We start from the raw sequence: 15,454 nt of genomic DNA, 5'->3' as shown, positions 1-15,454 counted from the left end.
CTTTAAAATACAAAACGCCCGATGAAGTACATCGAGCGTTTTAGTTAAAAAGTGTCAACCCATATCAGGACGGGTCATTTATCCGACTTGAGTAACATCGCGTTTCATTCTAACTGTTAGATGCCCCTCAACTGATAGCTCAAATGCTGATTTTTACGCAGTAAGGTCTTATCTTATTTTGCGTTTTTGCCAGCTCCGTACCACGGAGTAGCGCCAAAGCCCTCGAATTCCGAAGTAGCCAATAATCGCGGATACAACCCCACAAATTGCGCAGCCCAATAGAAATGGAGGTCCAATGGTGCTCATTTGCTGCATGATGAATTCCCACGATAGTTCAAAGTGAAAAGGTTGCGGGGGAAGACGCATCACTAGAGCACCTAGCTTGTACGCAAAGTAAAATAGCACAGGCATAGTGATAGGATTGCTGATCCATACCAAAGCGACGGAGAGGGGCAGATTGACACCCAACATAATGGCCAAACCAGCGGCCATGATCATTTGGCTCGGCAGCGGAACAAAAGCCATAAATAACCCGACAGCAAAAGCCCCTGATGCCGAGCGTCGGTTTAAGCACCACAAGTTTGGGTTGTACAACACATTGCCGAAGACCTTCAATGCTTTTTGGCGTTTGATCAATTCATGATCTGGCATGAAGCGTTTTATCAGCTTTCTAGGCATAGGACAGCATGACTCTCTCAGAAAAAAGTTGGACCTTGGCGTTATTTGTAGCGAGCGTAATCTCGTCAGCTTGGTGGCCGACAATACCAGATTGGCGTTGGTTGCTGCTGGGAATAATAACCACTGGCTCAATAATCAAATTACGTCGTGGCTTAATTAGCATAGGCGCAATTGCGGGCTTTATGGTTGTCATCGTCCACGGCAATGTATTGGAGTCTCAGAGACAAGCCCTTTTTCAAGCAGGGGAGAATATTACCATAATTGGTAAAGTTGACAGCCCTTTTACGCAAATAAGTCACGGTTATGAAGGTATTGTCGCTATAGAAGCGGTAAATTCTCAAACTCTGTTACCTTTTCTTAAACCTAAAATCCGTCTTATTACGCCTTTTCCACTCGATGTTAACAGTGAGTTTACGACATCCATCTCGTTAAAGCCGATTACAGGTCTACGCAACGAAGCTGGCTTTGATGCTGAAAAGCACGCGATGGGTAAAAATATTATCGCCCGAGCGGTTGTTAACAAAGATGCTAAGTGGATTGTTCGTTCTAATGTATCTCTGCGTCAATCCATTATTGCCGATGTCGCTGATGATGTGTCTTCCCTTCATCATTTCTCGTTAATAAGTGCGTTAGTTTTTGCTGACCGTTCTTGGTTGTCTAAGGAAGATTGGCAAGCGCTCAGGGACAGTGGTTTACTGCATTTGGTCTCCATTTCTGGTTTACATATTGGTATGGCGTTTACTTTTGGGCTAGTCGTGGGCGGTACCGTTCGTTATCTATTACCCCAATACCAGTTGTTGCCTAGCTTATATGGGCTGATCTTTGCTGTTGCCTACGCTTGGTTAGCGGATTTCTCTCTGCCTACTACGCGAGCAGTGTCGGTATGCGTTGTTTACGTTCTCCTGAAGTATACTCTGGTGCACTGGACTTCTTGGCGAGTTCTTTTGCTTGCAGTATCTCTACAACTGCTTGTCCAACCTTTTGCATCCTACAGTATGAGCTTTTGGTTATCATACCTATCCGTTTGTGCGGTATTGCTCGCAATTAATTTGATTCGACATCAAAGGGGAGGTTGGAAAGCGAGGTTAAAAGCGTTATTGCTTACTCAATTGATGTTGAGCGCTTTAATCGTACCTGTCAGTGGCCATTTCTTCTCCGGTTTTAGTTTGTCCTCAATAGCCTACAACTTGGTATTTATTCCTTGGTTCGGATTTATCGTTGTACCCTTGATGTTTCTAGCCCTGTTCTCATCTTTGTTTCTTGAAATGATAGCGAAGCCTCTGTGGCATTTGGTGGACTGGTCATTACAGCCATTGAGCACGTCAATACAGTACGCAATAGGTTCTTGGCAACCTATTAGCATGGAAATGACAATGCTGGTTATGGCTATAGTGGTTTGCTTAATATTTCAACGGTTCATGTCTCAGTACGCGTGGTATTTGTTACTCGGCATCGTTATTAGTATCAAGCTTGCATCGGAGTATGAACCGCATTGGCGTATCGATGTATTAGATGTAGGTCATGGCCTTGCAGTGGTTGTAGAAAAAGACGACAAGGTGTTGCTGTATGACACTGGTAAAGCATGGCAAAGCGGCAGTATCGCAGAGCAGGTCGTCACTCCGGTTTTGCATCAACGAGGTTATGAAAGCATAGATACACTGATTCTAAGCCATTCCGATAATGATCACGCAGGCGGCCGCTTTTTCATTGAAGATGCCTTTTCTCCACAGCGTAAACTTAGTAGTCAATTCTTTATCGGATATGAGCCTTGCACTAGAGGCGACCAATGGAAATGGCAAGGATTAAAGATGGAAGTGCTCTGGCCTCCTGCACTTGTTCAACGTGCGTATAATCCGCACTCCTGTGTATTACGACTTACTGACCCTATTTCTAACTTTAGTATGCTTTTTACTGGTGATATTGAGGCCATTAGCGAGTGGATTTTGCTTAGAGAACCCGGAAAGTTACAAAGCGATGTGATGCTAGTCCCTCACCACGGGAGTAAAAGTTCATCGAATCCTCGATTTATTGAGGCGGTGAGCCCGAGTGTGGCGGTTGCTTCTTTAGCAAAAAACAATCGATGGGGAATGCCAGCGGAAAGTGTCGTTGCTTCATACCGAAAACTTGGCGTCACTTGGCTTGATACTGGTGAGGGTGGTCAGGTAAGCTTCTTTATTCACCGTGATAATTGGCGCTCAGAAACCAAACGTAGCGATACATTTGAGCCTTGGTATAGGCAGATGCTGCGTAAGGGAGTAGAATGAGAGTCTTAATGTAAGAAAATAAAGCACTTCTATGTCGATAAATACTGATGAAACGACTTGGCAGACGTTTAAGCGTCTATGGCAATTTATTCGCCTTTATAAGTCAGGTCTTGTCGTTGCAGTCATTGCATTAGTTATTAATGCTATATCAGATACCTATATGATTTCCCTACTAAAACCACTACTCGATGAAGGTTTTGGGAACGCTGAATCTGATTTTTTACGCACGCTTCCATTGATTATTTTTGCCATGATGTTCATCCGTGGCATAAGTGGATTTGTCTCCACCTACTGTTTGAGCTGGGTATCTGGCAACGTAGTTATGCAAGTCCGTCGCATGGTGTTCAATCACTTTATGCATATGCCAGTGTCTTACTTTGATAAGGAAAAGACGGGCAACTTATTGTCGCGTATAACCTACGACTCAGAGCAAGTATCAGCGGCAACTAGCCAAGCGTTGGTGAGCATTGTGCGTGAAGGCGCAAGTATCATTGGTCTGTTAGTCTTGATGTTTTACAACAGCTGGCAATTGTCGCTAGTGCTGTTTGCTGTTGCTCCCGTTGTGGCATGGGGTATTGGTGTTGTTTCTAAACGTTTTAGAAAAATATCCAAAAATATGCAGACCATGATGGGTAACGTAACTGCATCAGCAGAGCAGATGCTGAAAGGCCATAAAGTTGTGTTGAGCTATGGCGGCCAAGACATCGAACGTAAACGATTTGAAAAAGTCAGCAACCAAATGCGTCAACAAAGCATGAAGTTGGTGACGGCTCAAGCGGCGGCTAACCCTATCATCCAAATGATTGCATCACTTGCAATTGTTGCCGTTCTTTATTTAGCAAGTATTGATTCGATTAAAGAGCAACTGACTCCAGGTACATTTACTGTTGTGTTCTCTGCAATGTTTGGTCTGATGCGCCCACTTAAAGCGCTGACTAACGTTACTTCTCAGTTCCAACGTGGTATGGCCGCGAGCCAAACGCTCTTCGCGTTAATTGACCTCGAGCCTGAGAAAAACGAAGGTAAGTTGACAGTTGAACGCGCAAATGGCGATGTTTCAGTTAAAAACGTAAGCTTTACTTACACTGGTGCAGAAAAACCAGCATTGGAAAATGTCAGCTTCGATATTCCAAGAGGAAAAACGGTGGCGCTAGTTGGCCGTTCTGGCTCAGGTAAAAGTACCATCGCGAACTTGTTCAACCGCTTCTATGATGTTGACAGTGGTTCTATCACATTAGATGGGCATGATATTCGTGATTACGAGCTAAAGAATTTACGTCAGCAATTTGCACTAGTATCGCAAAATGTTCATTTGTTTAATGACACGATAGCAAACAATATTGCGTACGCAACGGATGGCCAATATGAGCGCAGTGATATCGAGAAAGCGGCAACACTCGCGCATGCGATGGAGTTCATCGGCAAAATGGATGATGGACTTGATACCATGATTGGTGAAAATGGTGCTAGCTTGTCTGGTGGTCAACGCCAACGTGTTGCGATTGCGCGAGCTCTATTGCGTGATGCTCCAGTGCTGATTCTTGATGAGGCAACTTCGGCTTTGGATACCGAATCCGAGCGAGCTATTCAAGCTGCACTTGATGAGCTGCAAAAAGACAAAACGGTACTTGTAATAGCGCACCGCTTATCCACAATCGAGAAAGCCGATGAAATTCTTGTGGTTGATGATGGTGCCATCATTGAACGTGGCAACCACGCTGAGCTTATTGAGAAAAATGGTGCGTATGCACAATTGCACCGTATTCAGTTTGGTGAATAAGCGCGGTGATTGAAAAAATCTGGTTTGAAAACCATCCAATAAAATACCTCTTGTGGCCGCTTTTGTGGTCACTGAGTTTATTATTTGGAGCGATAAGCAAGTCAAAGCGAAAGCAATACCAAACTGGCCGCAAGCAAGCTTATAATGCGCCTATACCTGTTGTTGTGGTTGGCAATATCACTGCTGGTGGCAATGGTAAAACACCAGTTGTTGTGTGGCTTGTTGAGCAACTACAGCAAATGGGCTTTAAGCCGGGGGTTGTTTCTCGTGGTTATGGGGCAAAGGCTCCTGCCTATCCGTTAGTGCTAAAAGAAGATACGCCAGCGAAGCATTGTGGCGATGAACCTAAGTTGATTCATCGCCGTACAGGAGCACCTGTTGCGGTAGATCCTGTGCGTTCAAATGCAGTGAAAGCACTGCTAGATTTGGATGTGGATATCATAATTACGGATGATGGATTACAACATTATGCGTTAGGCCGTGATATTGAGTTAGTGATTGTGGATGGGAATCGCCGGTTTGGGAATGAAAGCCTGATTCCATTAGGTCCTTTACGTGAAGGTATTGAGCGACTTAAAGAAGTCGACTTTATCATCACCAATGGCGGTCAAGCGCATACGGGCGAAATCGCAATGGCTTTAGCACCCTCTAAAGCTATTAATCTTAAGACTAAGCAACATGTGGATGTCTCGGAGTTGAAAGATCTCGTCGCATTTGCGGGCATTGGGCATCCTCCGCGTTTTTTTCATACACTAAACTCGATGAACGCAGATGTTAAAGTCACAAAAGGTTTTGCTGACCATCAAGACTTTGATCAACAAGAATTAGAAGCATTGGCTCAACAAGGGACCAATGTGATTATGACCGAGAAAGATGCCGTCAAGTGCAGCCATTATGCGCAAGATAATTGGTGGTATCTGCCTGTATCTGCCCAGTTTGAATCAAACGATGCAGAGCAAATTTTAAATAGAATAAAAGAGGTTAAAGCGGCTTATGGATCACCGTCTACTTGAGATTGTAGCTTGCCCTGTTTGCAAAGGTAAGCTGACGTACGATAAAGATAATCAAGAGTTGATCTGCAAATTGGATCGCCTTGCTTACCCGATCAAAGAGGGTATTCCAGTTCTGCTAGAGCCTGAAGCTCGCACTATGAGCATGGATGAGGGACGCTAATGTCTTTTACGGTTGTCATCCCTTCGCGCTACGCATCGAGCCGTTTGCCTGGTAAACCGCTAGCGGATATTGGTGGTAAGCCTATGGTTCAGTGGGTTTATGAACAAGCGCTACAAGCGGGTGCGGAAGATGTCATCGTTGCAACTGATGACGAGCGTGTTGCGAAAGCGGTTTCGTCATTTGGTGGTAAAGTTTGTATGACCTCTCCCCACCACGAATCAGGTACGGAGCGTCTTGCCGAAGTTGTTGAAAAGATGGCTATTCCGTCAGACCACATTATTGTTAATGTGCAAGGGGATGAGCCTTTGATTCCGCCGTCCATCATTCGTCAGGTTGCTGATAACTTATCTGGGTGTGAAGCCCCGATGGCGACGTTAGCTGTAGAAATAGACTCGGAAGAGGAAGTGTTCAACCCGAACGCTGTTAAAGTTGTCGCAGATGAGCAAGGCTATGCGTTGTACTTTAGTCGAGCAACCATCCCTTGGGATCGTGATAACTTTGCTAAACAAGACAAAACCATTGCCAACCCATTAATGCGTCATATTGGTATTTATGCTTATCGAGCTGGTTTCATTAATACGTATGTCAATTGGGCACCAAGTGCATTAGAGCAGATTGAGTGTCTTGAGCAACTGCGAGTGCTTTGGTACGGTGAAAAAATTCATGTGGCGGTAGCGAAAGAAGCACCAGCGGCAGGGGTTGATACGCCCGAAGACCTAGAAGCCGTGCGCGCGATTGTTGCAAAGCAAGCGTAACAAATGCTCAGATAGATTTAAGAATAAACAAGGCTCCTGAATTAGGAGCCTTTTTGTTTTACTTGTATCGAGGTATTAGTTAAATGTTAGTGTCGTATTGGTTCCGTTTAGGGCAGGTCGCTAAGACCTCTCGGTGACCGGTGTCTTTCACTTCTTGGAGAATGACATCAAAGCCCCATAATCGATACACGTGCTTTAGAACTTCTTCGTAACTATCATCAAGTGGGATGCGGTTGTGAGGAACGTACTGCAACGTAAGCGATCGATCACCACGGACATCGACATTAAACACCTGAATGTTTGGCTCAAGATTAGATAAGTTGTACTGAGCGGCTAGGGTTTCTCTAATGCGTTTATAACCCATCTCATCGTGTATCGCAGCGACTTCAATAAAGTTCTTATGATCATCATCGTTGATCGCAAACAACTTGAAATCACGCATTAATTTCGGAGAAAGGTATTGGCTAATAAAGCTTTCATCTTTGAAATTATGCATCGCGAAATGCACTGCATCTAACCAGTCGGTTCCTGCTAGGTCTGGAAACCACTCTTTGTCCTCATCAGTTGGTTCTTCACAGATACGCTTAATATCTCGGAACATGGCAAAGCCTAACGCGTAGGGGTTAATGCCATTAAAGTAAGGACTGTTATAAGGCGGCTGAGCCACGACACTGGTGTGGCTATGTAAGAACTCTAGAATGAACTTTTCAGACACCAAGCCCTCATCATAAAGATGGTTGAGTATGGTGTAGTGCCAGAACGTTGCCCAGCCTTCATTCATGACTTGCGTTTGTTTTTGCGGATAAAAATACTGACTGATCTTACGGACGATCCGAACAACTTCACGTTGCCATGGCTCTAACAACGGAGCATGTTTTTCGAAGAAGTAGAGCAAATTTTCCTGAGGCTCGCTTGGGAATCGCTCTTTAATGTCTTCCTCTTTCGTCTTGGCTGTTGGTACCGTGCGCCAAAGCTCATTAACTTGAGATTGTAGGTATGCTTCGCGTTCTTCTTGTCTTGCTTTTTCCTCTGTAATTGAGATTTTCTCTGGACGCTTGTAGCGGTCTACACCAAAGTTCATTAACGCGTGACAAGAGTCGAGCAGCTTTTCCACTTCTTTTACGCCATATCGTTCTTCACATTCGGCTAAGTACTTTTTGGCGAACAGCAGATAGTCGATAATAGAACTGGCGTCAGTCCACGTTTGGAATAGGTAATTACCTTTGAAAAAAGAGTTATGGCCGTAACACGCGTGCGCTATAACGAGTGCTTGCATTGTTACCGTATTTTCTTCCATCAAATAAGCAATACAAGGGTCGGAGTTAATCACAATCTCGTAGGCTAGCCCCATTTGACCATGTTTATAGTTCTGCTCTGTTTGGATGAATTTTTTACCAAATGACCAGTGATTGTAATTGATTGGCATGCCGATACTTGAGTAGGCATCCATCATCTGTTCTGAAGTAATCACTTCTATTTGGTTAGGGTAAGTGTCTAGGCGATAATGCTCCGCGACACGCTTAATTTCTTTGTGGTATCGCTCTAACAGCTCAAATGTCCAATCTGGTCCATCTGGCAACACTTTACTGTTACGCTTCTTAGGCGCCTCTCCTGAGAGGTTTCTCGTTGCGGTATTCATCGCTAGCCTCCTTACGCCGTTTCTTTTTGGAATAGTTCACGAAAGACTGGGAAAATATCCTCCACAGAGCGAATGTTTTTCATTGCGAAATTAGGAAACTCTTCAGTGAGTTTTTCGTACTCATGCCATAGAGTTTGGTGCGAGCGCCGTGTGATCTCTATGTAAGAGTAGTACTGACAGTTTGGAAGTAATTTGTTCACTAATAGATCCCGGCACCTTGGCGAATCATCTGCCCAGTTGTCACCGTCGGATGCTTGAGCTGCATATATGTTCCACTGACCAATCGGGTATCGCTCTTTTACTATTTCATCCATTAACTTGAGTGCGCTAGATACAATGGTGCCCCCGGTTTCTTGTGAGTAGAAAAATTCGTGCTCGTCCACTTCCTTCGCTTGGGTATGGTGGCGGATAAAGACGACTTCGACATTCTCGTAGGTACGAGTTAAGAACAAGTACAAAAGAACATAGAAGCGTTTTGCGATGTCTTTCGTTGCCTGATCCATCGAACCGGATACGTCCATTAGACAGAACATGACCGCTTGGCTCGATGGTACCGGGCGTTTCTCATAGTTCTTGAAGCGTAAGTCGAAGGTATCGATGAACGGCACGCTTTCGATTTTCTTGCGCAGTTCTTCAATTTCAGCCTTCAAGCGGTTCTCTTCAAACTGCTGAGCAGGTTCAATATTTTTGATGCGAGCAAGTTCGTCTTCTAACTCTTTAAGAAGTCGTTTTTTACCGGCAGTCATTGCAGTACGGCGCGCAAGAGATTGTTGCAGAGAACGTACTACGGCGATATTGGAAGGGATACCGGCAGTTTGAAAGCCTGCACGGTGTGTTTTCCATTCAGTGATTTTGGCAATTTGGTTTTTTTCTAGATTAGGCAGCTCGAGATCTTCGAACAAAATATCGAGGTACTCATCTTTTGATATTTGGAATACAAATTCGTCTTGGCCTTCTCCATCTGGACTGGCGTTCCCTTCTCCTGAGCCGCTACCCTGACCGCCACCTTTGGGACGCTCAATTTTATCACCAGTAATAAATTGATCGTTACCGGGATGAACTCGTTCGCGAACACCACCTTTGCCTTGATGAAATATAGGCTCATTGATGTCTTTGTGAGGGATAGAGACGTCTTCGCCCGTTTCCGTATTCGTAATCGAGCGTCGATTCACTGCGTCTGCTACCGACTCTTTTATTTGCTCTTTGTGGCGCTTCAAGAAGCGCTGTCGATTAACAGCGCTCTTGTTCTTGCCATTGAGCCTTCGGTCTATAAATTGCGCCATGAAATAGCCCTCTTCATGTTTCACAAGCGACCTAACTCAATACTGGGTTAGGATGACTTACGTACTCGTAGGTACCACTCAGAAAGTAGGCGAACCTGTTTCTCGGTATAGCCTTTTTCCATCATGCGAGCGACAAAGTCGTCGTGCTTCTTCTGATCTTCAGAAGAGGTTTTCGCATTAAATGAGATAACCGGAAGTAGCTCTTCGGTATTGGAGAACATTTTCTTCTCGATTACTGTGCGCAGTTTTTCGTAGCTGGTCCAAACCGGGTTTTGACCATTGTTATTCGCTTTCGCACGAAGCACAAAGTTAACGATTTCGTTTCGGAAATCTTTCGGGTTAGAAATACCAGCTGTTTTTTCGATCTTTTCTAGCTCAGCATTCAGTGAAGAGCGATCAAATAGCTGACCAGTTTCTGGATCTCGGTACTCTTGGTCTTGAATCCAGAAGTCTGCATAGGTGACATATCGGTCGAAGATGTTTTGGCCGTATTCAGAGTAAGACTCAAGATAAGCGGTCTGAATCTCTTTACCGATAAATTCAACGTATCGAGGCACTAGGTAGCCTTTCAAGAACTCGAGATATTTCTCTGCTGTTTCAGCAGGGAACTGTTCGCGCTCAACCTGTTGTTCAATCACATAGAATAGATGTACAGGGTTGGCTGCCACTTCGGTTTGGTCGAAGTTAAATACGCGTGACAAAATCTTAAAGGCAAAACGTGTTGAGAGACCGTTCATACCTTCATCGACACCAGCATAATCACGATACTCTTGATAGCTTTTTGCCTTTGGATCCGTATCTTTCAGCGTTTCACCGTCGTATACGCGCATCTTAGAGAAGATGGACGAGTTCTCGGGCTCTTTAAGCCGAGAAAGAATACTGAATTGTGCCAGAGTCTCGAGCGTGCTTGGTGAACAAGGGGCTTGAGACAACTCACTGTTTTCAAGAAGTTTTTGGTAGATTTTGACTTCTTCTGAAACACGTAGACAGTAAGGTACCTTCACAATATAAACACGGTCCAAGAACGCTTCATTGTTCTTGTTGTTACGGAAGGTCTGCCACTCAGATTCGTTTGAGTGAGCCAGAATCATACCGTCGAATGGAATCGCGGAAAGGCCTTCTGTACCGTTGAAGTTGCCTTCTTGCGTTGCTGTTAACAGCGGGTGAAGCACTTTGATTGGTGCTTTGAACATCTCAACGAATTCCATTAAACCTTGGTTTGCTTTACACAGAGCACCGGAGTAGCTGTAAGCGTCTGGATCGTCTTGCGAATAGTGTTCAAGCTTACGAATATCGACTTTACCAACCAATGATGAGATATCTTGGTTGTTTTCATCGCCTGGTTCAGTTTTGGCAATACCGATTTGGTCAAGGATAGAAGGGCGTACTTTCACTACTTTAAATTTGGTGATATCACCACCAAACTCGTGAAGACGTTTAGCGGCCCAAGGAGACATGATCGAGCGAAGATAACGGTGCTCGATGCCATATTCTTTTTTCAAAATATCGCCATCTTCTGTGGCTTTGAATAGGCAGAATGGATGGTCATTCACTGGGCTGCGTTCGCCGTTAGCAGTAAGAACATAAATAGGCATCTGTTCCATCAGAGCCTTAAGCTTTTCTGCAAGCGAAGACTTACCGCCACCTACAGGGCCGAGTAGATAAAGAATCTGCTTACGCTCTTCTAGGCCTTGCGCCGCATGTTTTAGGTAAGACACAATTTGTTCTATGGCATCTTCCATGCCATAAAAGTCTTTAAAGGTTTCATAACGAGAGATAACACGATTCGAGAAGATTCGGCTTAGTCTCGGATCCTTTGCCGTATCGATTATCTCTGGTTCACCAATCGCCATCAGTAGGCGTTCTGCTGCATTAGCATAAGCGCTTTTGTCATCTTTACACAGGGCTAAAAACTCCTGTAACGACATCTCTTCATCTTTTGCAGCTTCATATCTTGATTGATAGTGGTCGAAAATACTCATGTCGCTTTCCCCTTTAATAGTCAGTCTACCGACGAACGTTGATTCAGGCTTTCCACCAACAGTTATGCTCGTTGTTGTTTGAATATACGTCCTGTTATCATATTTGGTTCGTACAGAATGTAAGATTGGCGACACCAAAGACTTTGCTTTATGGACGGTTTTTTCGTTACAACGGTGAGCGGTGGATATGAATTTTTCAATCACAGCCTTTCTCTACTTAAGCCTAGTCGGGGATTTGCAATTTTGCTTAACAATTATGAATTTATTGTAAAAGTGACATTTGAATCACTCTTTTATTAAGGACGAATTTATGTCGTGAATAGGTGCAATAGAAATCAAATATTTGGCAAAGACAGAAGAGTCTCAGTGATTCGTTGTTCTACATTGAGCAAGGTAAGTGAAAGAGGTAGGAAGAGAGCAAAGTCTTAGATAAGTTTGTGACAGGGTAAATAACAAGGAGAGCGGGCGCTCTCCTCATTCTTAGACGACCATTTTATGCGCTGAAGATTTGCGCTAGTTCGTTTTCACATAAATGATACTGACGAGGGCAGTTACGCCAAGTTTGCAGCATACGGCGGTATTTATCTAGCATCGGCATTTGGCTGTTAAAGTGATGATCTGCCTTGTCAAACTGAGGGTACAAACCTTCAGAATCGATGAGAAAACGTACGTAATGTACTTGTTGCGCTTCTGAAGCAATATCAAATCCCAAGAACTTCAAGCGGCGCTGATCTACGTTGCTGCGATCTTCATCGTCTAGCATGTTGTAAGATTCTTGCATCGCATGATACATCTCCATAACGTCGATGATCTCACGACACTCTGCTTCTGAGAGGCAGCCGAAATCTTTGTTCAACTCTCGCATTTGTAGTTCATAACCACGTTCAACGATCGTTTGTAAGCGTTTGTATTTGGCCGCATTACTTGGATCAAGTTGAGACATAAGGTTGTATTGGTTTGATAGAATCAAACGTTGAGCGTTTGACATTTCCATGGTGACCTCACTAGATATCTAATACATTTTTAATGTGCTTAGGTTAACGCTTAAGACATGAGTGAAACATGATCTCAACACATATTTAATACTAAAAAATGGCAAGAACTGTCACTTTTGACCAGTTTGAAAACACTTATTTATGGTAATGATTGTATATGTAGTCTCGGTCTGAAAATACTCTCAGCCACTCTGGCTTGAATACGGTTAAAACCGCCAGTGCCATACCATTTAATAGACCTTCTGGAAAGGCGAGCAACGGCACAAAAACAAAGTAGTTATGTTGAATGGTTTCCCAATCGTAGTGACCAACTGATAGGTGATAAAAAGAGTTAATGATGAGGTGCAGACTTCCTGTTATCGCGCCATTGAAAAATCCAGCAACGAAGACGAAAACAAAAATGTTTCGTGGCAAGTAGTGGTAACTCAGAAGAAACACTAAGTAACTAATGAAAATCGGAATTAGGGCAGATAGAACTACCGACGTGGGTAAGAGTAGCAAGGACACATCATGTAGTAGGTGGTTGACCAACATAGCGGGAATGCTGAGTAGAAATGCCATGCGCCAACCATACATCATCGTCAGCGTTGTTAGTGCAAGAAAATGAATCTGTAATCCTTCTTTTACACCTGCTTGAGCTGTCCATAAAATACTGAAAAAGAAGAGCGTTGCAAAAACGAGGTGCTGAAATCCTTTTTCTTTTTCCAGTTTGGGCCAAACGACTTTTTTCCAATCTGGTAGGCAGTAGACTACTACTATCCAAATTGAGACAACAAGAGAGCCTAAGTTAAACAAATCCATGTTACTTCCTTCCTATGCGAACATGACGCAATCATTTCTATCGTTCTTTTTATACCTAAATGACCGCAGAGAAACTCACTGATAAGGCTTAGATATAATCAAAAAAATACCAGCAATAAGCTGGTATTTTAAAGAGGTTAGTCTTGCGGTTCACTTAGTATTTTACGTTATCGTTGTATTGAGCAAGAATGGATTGAATTTCATCCATGGTTTCTTTCGGTGGCGGGTTTACGCCTTCGAGTGGGTATTCTAAGCCTAACGCTTCCCACTTATGAGCCCCTAATTTGTGGTAAGGAAGTAACTCGACCTTTTCGATGTTATCCATGTCTTTAATAAATTCACCAAGCATGTGTGCTGCTTCTGGGTCATCTGTGTAACCAGGCACGACGACATAGCGAATCCATGTTTTCTTTCCGATTTTTTGCAAGTAACGAGCAAAGTCCAATGTGCGTCGGTTGGATACACCGATGAGATCTTGGTGCACTTCGTCTTTCATGTGTTTGATGTCAAGCATGACTAAGTCTGTTGCATCCAGTACTTCATCGATAACATCAGTGTGCTTACGAACATAACCGTTAGTATCTAGACATGTATGAATGCCTTCGGCTTTAGCTGCGCGGAAAAAATCACGTACGAATTCCGGTTGAAGCATCGCTTCGCCGCCAGAACAAGTAACGCCACCACCTGATGCATTCATGAAGTGGCGGTAACTTTTCGCTTCGGAAATGATTTCTTCAACCGTGACTTCTTTGCCATCATGCGTGTCCCAAGTATCGCGGTTATGGCAATACTTACAGCGCATTAAACAACCTTGCAAGAAGACGATAAATCGAATACCAGGTCCGTCTACGGTACCACATGACTCAAATGAGTGAATACGACCAGCTGTTGACATCTTTTGCTCTCATTACTAGTAAATTCTAGCTGTTATTTTATTACAAAAAGCAGGGTTAAAACAGCTTTGTCGGTACTAAAGGCAAGGTTATTTGAAGAAAGAAAATAGATGGAGCCAATCTACATAAACGCTTGAACACGAGGTGGTTAATACCTACCCCGAGAACTTGCCGTGTATCTAGATTGACTTCGATGCTGGGATAATCCAGTTTTTAGAAAAAGGCGAACACGGAGAACGAGCCTGTCCCATAAACATCGGTTTGGGCTTCTTCATAATCCGGTGTTTTAATTGTAAAGGTGATGCTTGCACCGTAATTTTGGTTGTACCAAGATACCCCCGCGACGGCACTTGCTTGCCAATTTTGCAGTGTGACGTCGTATGGCGCTGACGGTTCAGGAATGCCAGGACGATCTCCTTCGATAGTCATGTCATTAAAGCGGTAACGACCTTCAAACCCGGTGAACAAGAACCAACTCGACGTGTTCTGAGCGATCATACTTGCTGAAAAAGGGCTTTCGACACTGATATTGGCGGCTCCGATGCTATTCGCTAGGTTTGTACCCCAACGAAACATGACGCCTTGAGAGACATCACTACGGAAGTTACCCGCATTGATGTCGTTAATGTTGGTGATCTCCCATTGTGTTTTTTGTTCTTCGCTGCGCATCAATTTGTTAAATACGCGGTAACCAAGGCTGAACGCAACTTTATCTTCAATCTGGTAATCCCAACCTTGAGGGTCCGTCGATCCTGTTATGCCGTGAACGATTTCTTGCGCCTTTTCTGATAGCGAACTTTCACCCGTAGCTCCTATGGTGAAATTGTACCGTACAGCTTTGTCACTCGTTAGGGAAAGGTAGTTGATTTCGGTGTGTAGGTAACCGGCATATGGGCGATCATTGATTAGTGGATAATCGGCTTCAATGTCGCTTGGAGTCCACATTTTGTGGCCAAGAACCAACTCTATTTTATCGATATTGGCGTGCTCTGAGTTAGCTAGACTCAGCCATTTCCATTGGCTTTCTTGTATCAGTTGGTCTGTCGCGTACGAAAGGAAAACACCATTCGTATAGTCTTGATCGACGCCAAAAATACCATCGTTGTCGATGGTAAAAGAAACCGTAGACTTAGTGGATGCTATTGCAACTGGAGAAAGAAGGGTAAGAATAATTAATTTACTAAATCTCATAGACTTTATTTGCTAACTTT

The 15,454-nt window shown here is 43.8% G+C and carries 13 protein-coding genes; 5 read left to right on the top strand and 8 right to left on the bottom strand.

Annotated elements, in window-relative coordinates; translation table 11 throughout:
• Positions 1-168: 168 nt before the first annotated feature.
• Complete coding sequence (locus tag R7E51_RS04420) at positions 169-678, bottom strand: DUF2062 domain-containing protein (RefSeq protein WP_005387834.1); 510 nt, start codon at positions 676-678, stop codon at positions 169-171.
• A gap of 8 nt (positions 679-686) precedes the next feature.
• Between R7E51_RS04420 and R7E51_RS04415 the strand changes: the two genes are divergently transcribed.
• Genes R7E51_RS04415 through kdsB form a run of 5 tightly spaced genes read left to right on the top strand, consistent with a single transcriptional unit; the run spans position 687 to position 6,650 of the window.
• Entirely contained in the window at positions 687-2,942 is a 2,256-nt protein-coding gene (locus tag R7E51_RS04415; protein WP_064376275.1) for a DNA internalization-related competence protein ComEC/Rec2, read from the top strand.
• A 31-nt stretch (positions 2,943-2,973) separates the two neighbouring features.
• Positions 2,974-4,722 (top strand): lipid A ABC transporter ATP-binding protein/permease MsbA, encoded by a 1,749-nt coding sequence (msbA, locus tag R7E51_RS04410; RefSeq protein WP_042522131.1) that lies wholly within the window; start codon positions 2,974-2,976, stop codon positions 4,720-4,722.
• A 5-nt stretch (positions 4,723-4,727) separates the two neighbouring features.
• Positions 4,728-5,735 (top strand): tetraacyldisaccharide 4'-kinase, encoded by a 1,008-nt coding sequence (gene lpxK, locus R7E51_RS04405; protein WP_182038228.1) that lies wholly within the window; start codon positions 4,728-4,730, stop codon positions 5,733-5,735.
• Positions 5,716-5,895 (top strand): Trm112 family protein, encoded by a 180-nt coding sequence (locus R7E51_RS04400; RefSeq protein WP_005378451.1) that lies wholly within the window; start codon positions 5,716-5,718, stop codon positions 5,893-5,895. Before lpxK ends, R7E51_RS04400 begins: the two co-directional genes overlap by 20 nt.
• On the top strand, positions 5,895-6,650 hold the full coding sequence (gene kdsB / locus R7E51_RS04395) for a 3-deoxy-manno-octulosonate cytidylyltransferase (RefSeq protein ID WP_005378450.1): 756 nt from the start codon (positions 5,895-5,897) through the stop codon (positions 6,648-6,650). Before R7E51_RS04400 ends, kdsB begins: the two co-directional genes overlap by 1 nt.
• 79 nt (positions 6,651-6,729) lie before the next feature.
• Here kdsB and R7E51_RS04390 read toward each other — a convergent pair whose 3' ends face one another.
• From R7E51_RS04390 to R7E51_RS04360, 7 genes are all read right to left on the bottom strand, one after another.
• Positions 6,730-8,289 (bottom strand): SpoVR family protein, encoded by a 1,560-nt coding sequence (locus tag R7E51_RS04390; protein WP_005378449.1) that lies wholly within the window; start codon positions 8,287-8,289, stop codon positions 6,730-6,732.
• 11 nt (positions 8,290-8,300) lie between these two features.
• Complete coding sequence (locus tag R7E51_RS04385) at positions 8,301-9,572, bottom strand: YeaH/YhbH family protein (protein WP_005378448.1); 1,272 nt, start codon at positions 9,570-9,572, stop codon at positions 8,301-8,303.
• A 47-nt stretch (positions 9,573-9,619) separates the two neighbouring features.
• A complete protein-coding gene (locus R7E51_RS04380) occupies positions 9,620-11,554 on the bottom strand; it encodes a PrkA family serine protein kinase (RefSeq protein WP_005378447.1) in 1,935 nt (644 codons plus the stop codon).
• A 493-nt stretch (positions 11,555-12,047) separates the two neighbouring features.
• A complete protein-coding gene (locus R7E51_RS04375) occupies positions 12,048-12,548 on the bottom strand; it encodes a YfbU family protein (RefSeq protein ID WP_005378446.1) in 501 nt (166 codons plus the stop codon).
• A gap of 136 nt (positions 12,549-12,684) precedes the next feature.
• Positions 12,685-13,350, bottom strand: coding sequence for an energy-coupling factor ABC transporter permease (locus R7E51_RS04370; RefSeq protein ID WP_206957404.1), 666 nt, complete (start codon positions 13,348-13,350; stop codon positions 12,685-12,687).
• A gap of 154 nt (positions 13,351-13,504) precedes the next feature.
• Positions 13,505-14,245 (bottom strand): pyruvate formate lyase 1-activating protein, encoded by a 741-nt coding sequence (pflA, locus tag R7E51_RS04365; RefSeq protein WP_005378444.1) that lies wholly within the window; start codon positions 14,243-14,245, stop codon positions 13,505-13,507.
• A 211-nt stretch (positions 14,246-14,456) separates the two neighbouring features.
• The gene (locus R7E51_RS04360) at positions 14,457-15,434 is read right to left on the bottom strand and encodes a lipid A deacylase LpxR family protein (protein WP_053303245.1); all 978 of its coding nucleotides are present in this window, start codon (positions 15,432-15,434) and stop codon (positions 14,457-14,459) included.
• Between the last annotated feature and the right edge of the window lie 20 nt (positions 15,435-15,454).

Source organism: Vibrio sp. Vb1166, assembly GCF_033338695.1.
Taxonomy (GTDB): domain Bacteria; phylum Pseudomonadota; class Gammaproteobacteria; order Enterobacterales; family Vibrionaceae; genus Vibrio; species Vibrio alginolyticus.
Note: the sequence above shows the minus strand (reverse complement) of the source record. Positions and strands in the feature narration are given on the sequence as shown.

What these genes read in the sequence shown, in the direction of transcription:
- R7E51_RS04420 (WP_005387834.1), bottom strand. Translation starts at nt 678, where the DNA reads ATGCCTAGAAAGCTGATAAAACGCTTCATGCCAGATCATGAATTGATC.
- R7E51_RS04415 (WP_064376275.1), top strand. Translation starts at nt 687, where the DNA reads ATGACTCTCTCAGAAAAAAGTTGGACCTTGGCGTTATTTGTAGCGAGC.
- msbA (WP_042522131.1), top strand. Translation starts at nt 2,974, where the DNA reads ATGTCGATAAATACTGATGAAACGACTTGGCAGACGTTTAAGCGTCTA.
- R7E51_RS04400 (WP_005378451.1), top strand. Translation starts at nt 5,716, where the DNA reads ATGGATCACCGTCTACTTGAGATTGTAGCTTGCCCTGTTTGCAAAGGT.
- kdsB (WP_005378450.1), top strand. Translation starts at nt 5,895, where the DNA reads ATGTCTTTTACGGTTGTCATCCCTTCGCGCTACGCATCGAGCCGTTTG.
- R7E51_RS04390 (WP_005378449.1), bottom strand. Translation starts at nt 8,289, where the DNA reads ATGAATACCGCAACGAGAAACCTCTCAGGAGAGGCGCCTAAGAAGCGT.
- R7E51_RS04385 (WP_005378448.1), bottom strand. Translation starts at nt 9,572, where the DNA reads ATGGCGCAATTTATAGACCGAAGGCTCAATGGCAAGAACAAGAGCGCT.
- R7E51_RS04380 (WP_005378447.1), bottom strand. Translation starts at nt 11,554, where the DNA reads ATGAGTATTTTCGACCACTATCAATCAAGATATGAAGCTGCAAAAGAT.
- R7E51_RS04375 (WP_005378446.1), bottom strand. Translation starts at nt 12,548, where the DNA reads ATGGAAATGTCAAACGCTCAACGTTTGATTCTATCAAACCAATACAAC.
- R7E51_RS04370 (WP_206957404.1), bottom strand. Translation starts at nt 13,350, where the DNA reads ATGGATTTGTTTAACTTAGGCTCTCTTGTTGTCTCAATTTGGATAGTA.
- pflA (WP_005378444.1), bottom strand. Translation starts at nt 14,245, where the DNA reads ATGTCAACAGCTGGTCGTATTCACTCATTTGAGTCATGTGGTACCGTA.
- R7E51_RS04360 (WP_053303245.1), bottom strand. Translation starts at nt 15,434, where the DNA reads ATGAGATTTAGTAAATTAATTATTCTTACCCTTCTTTCTCCAGTTGCA.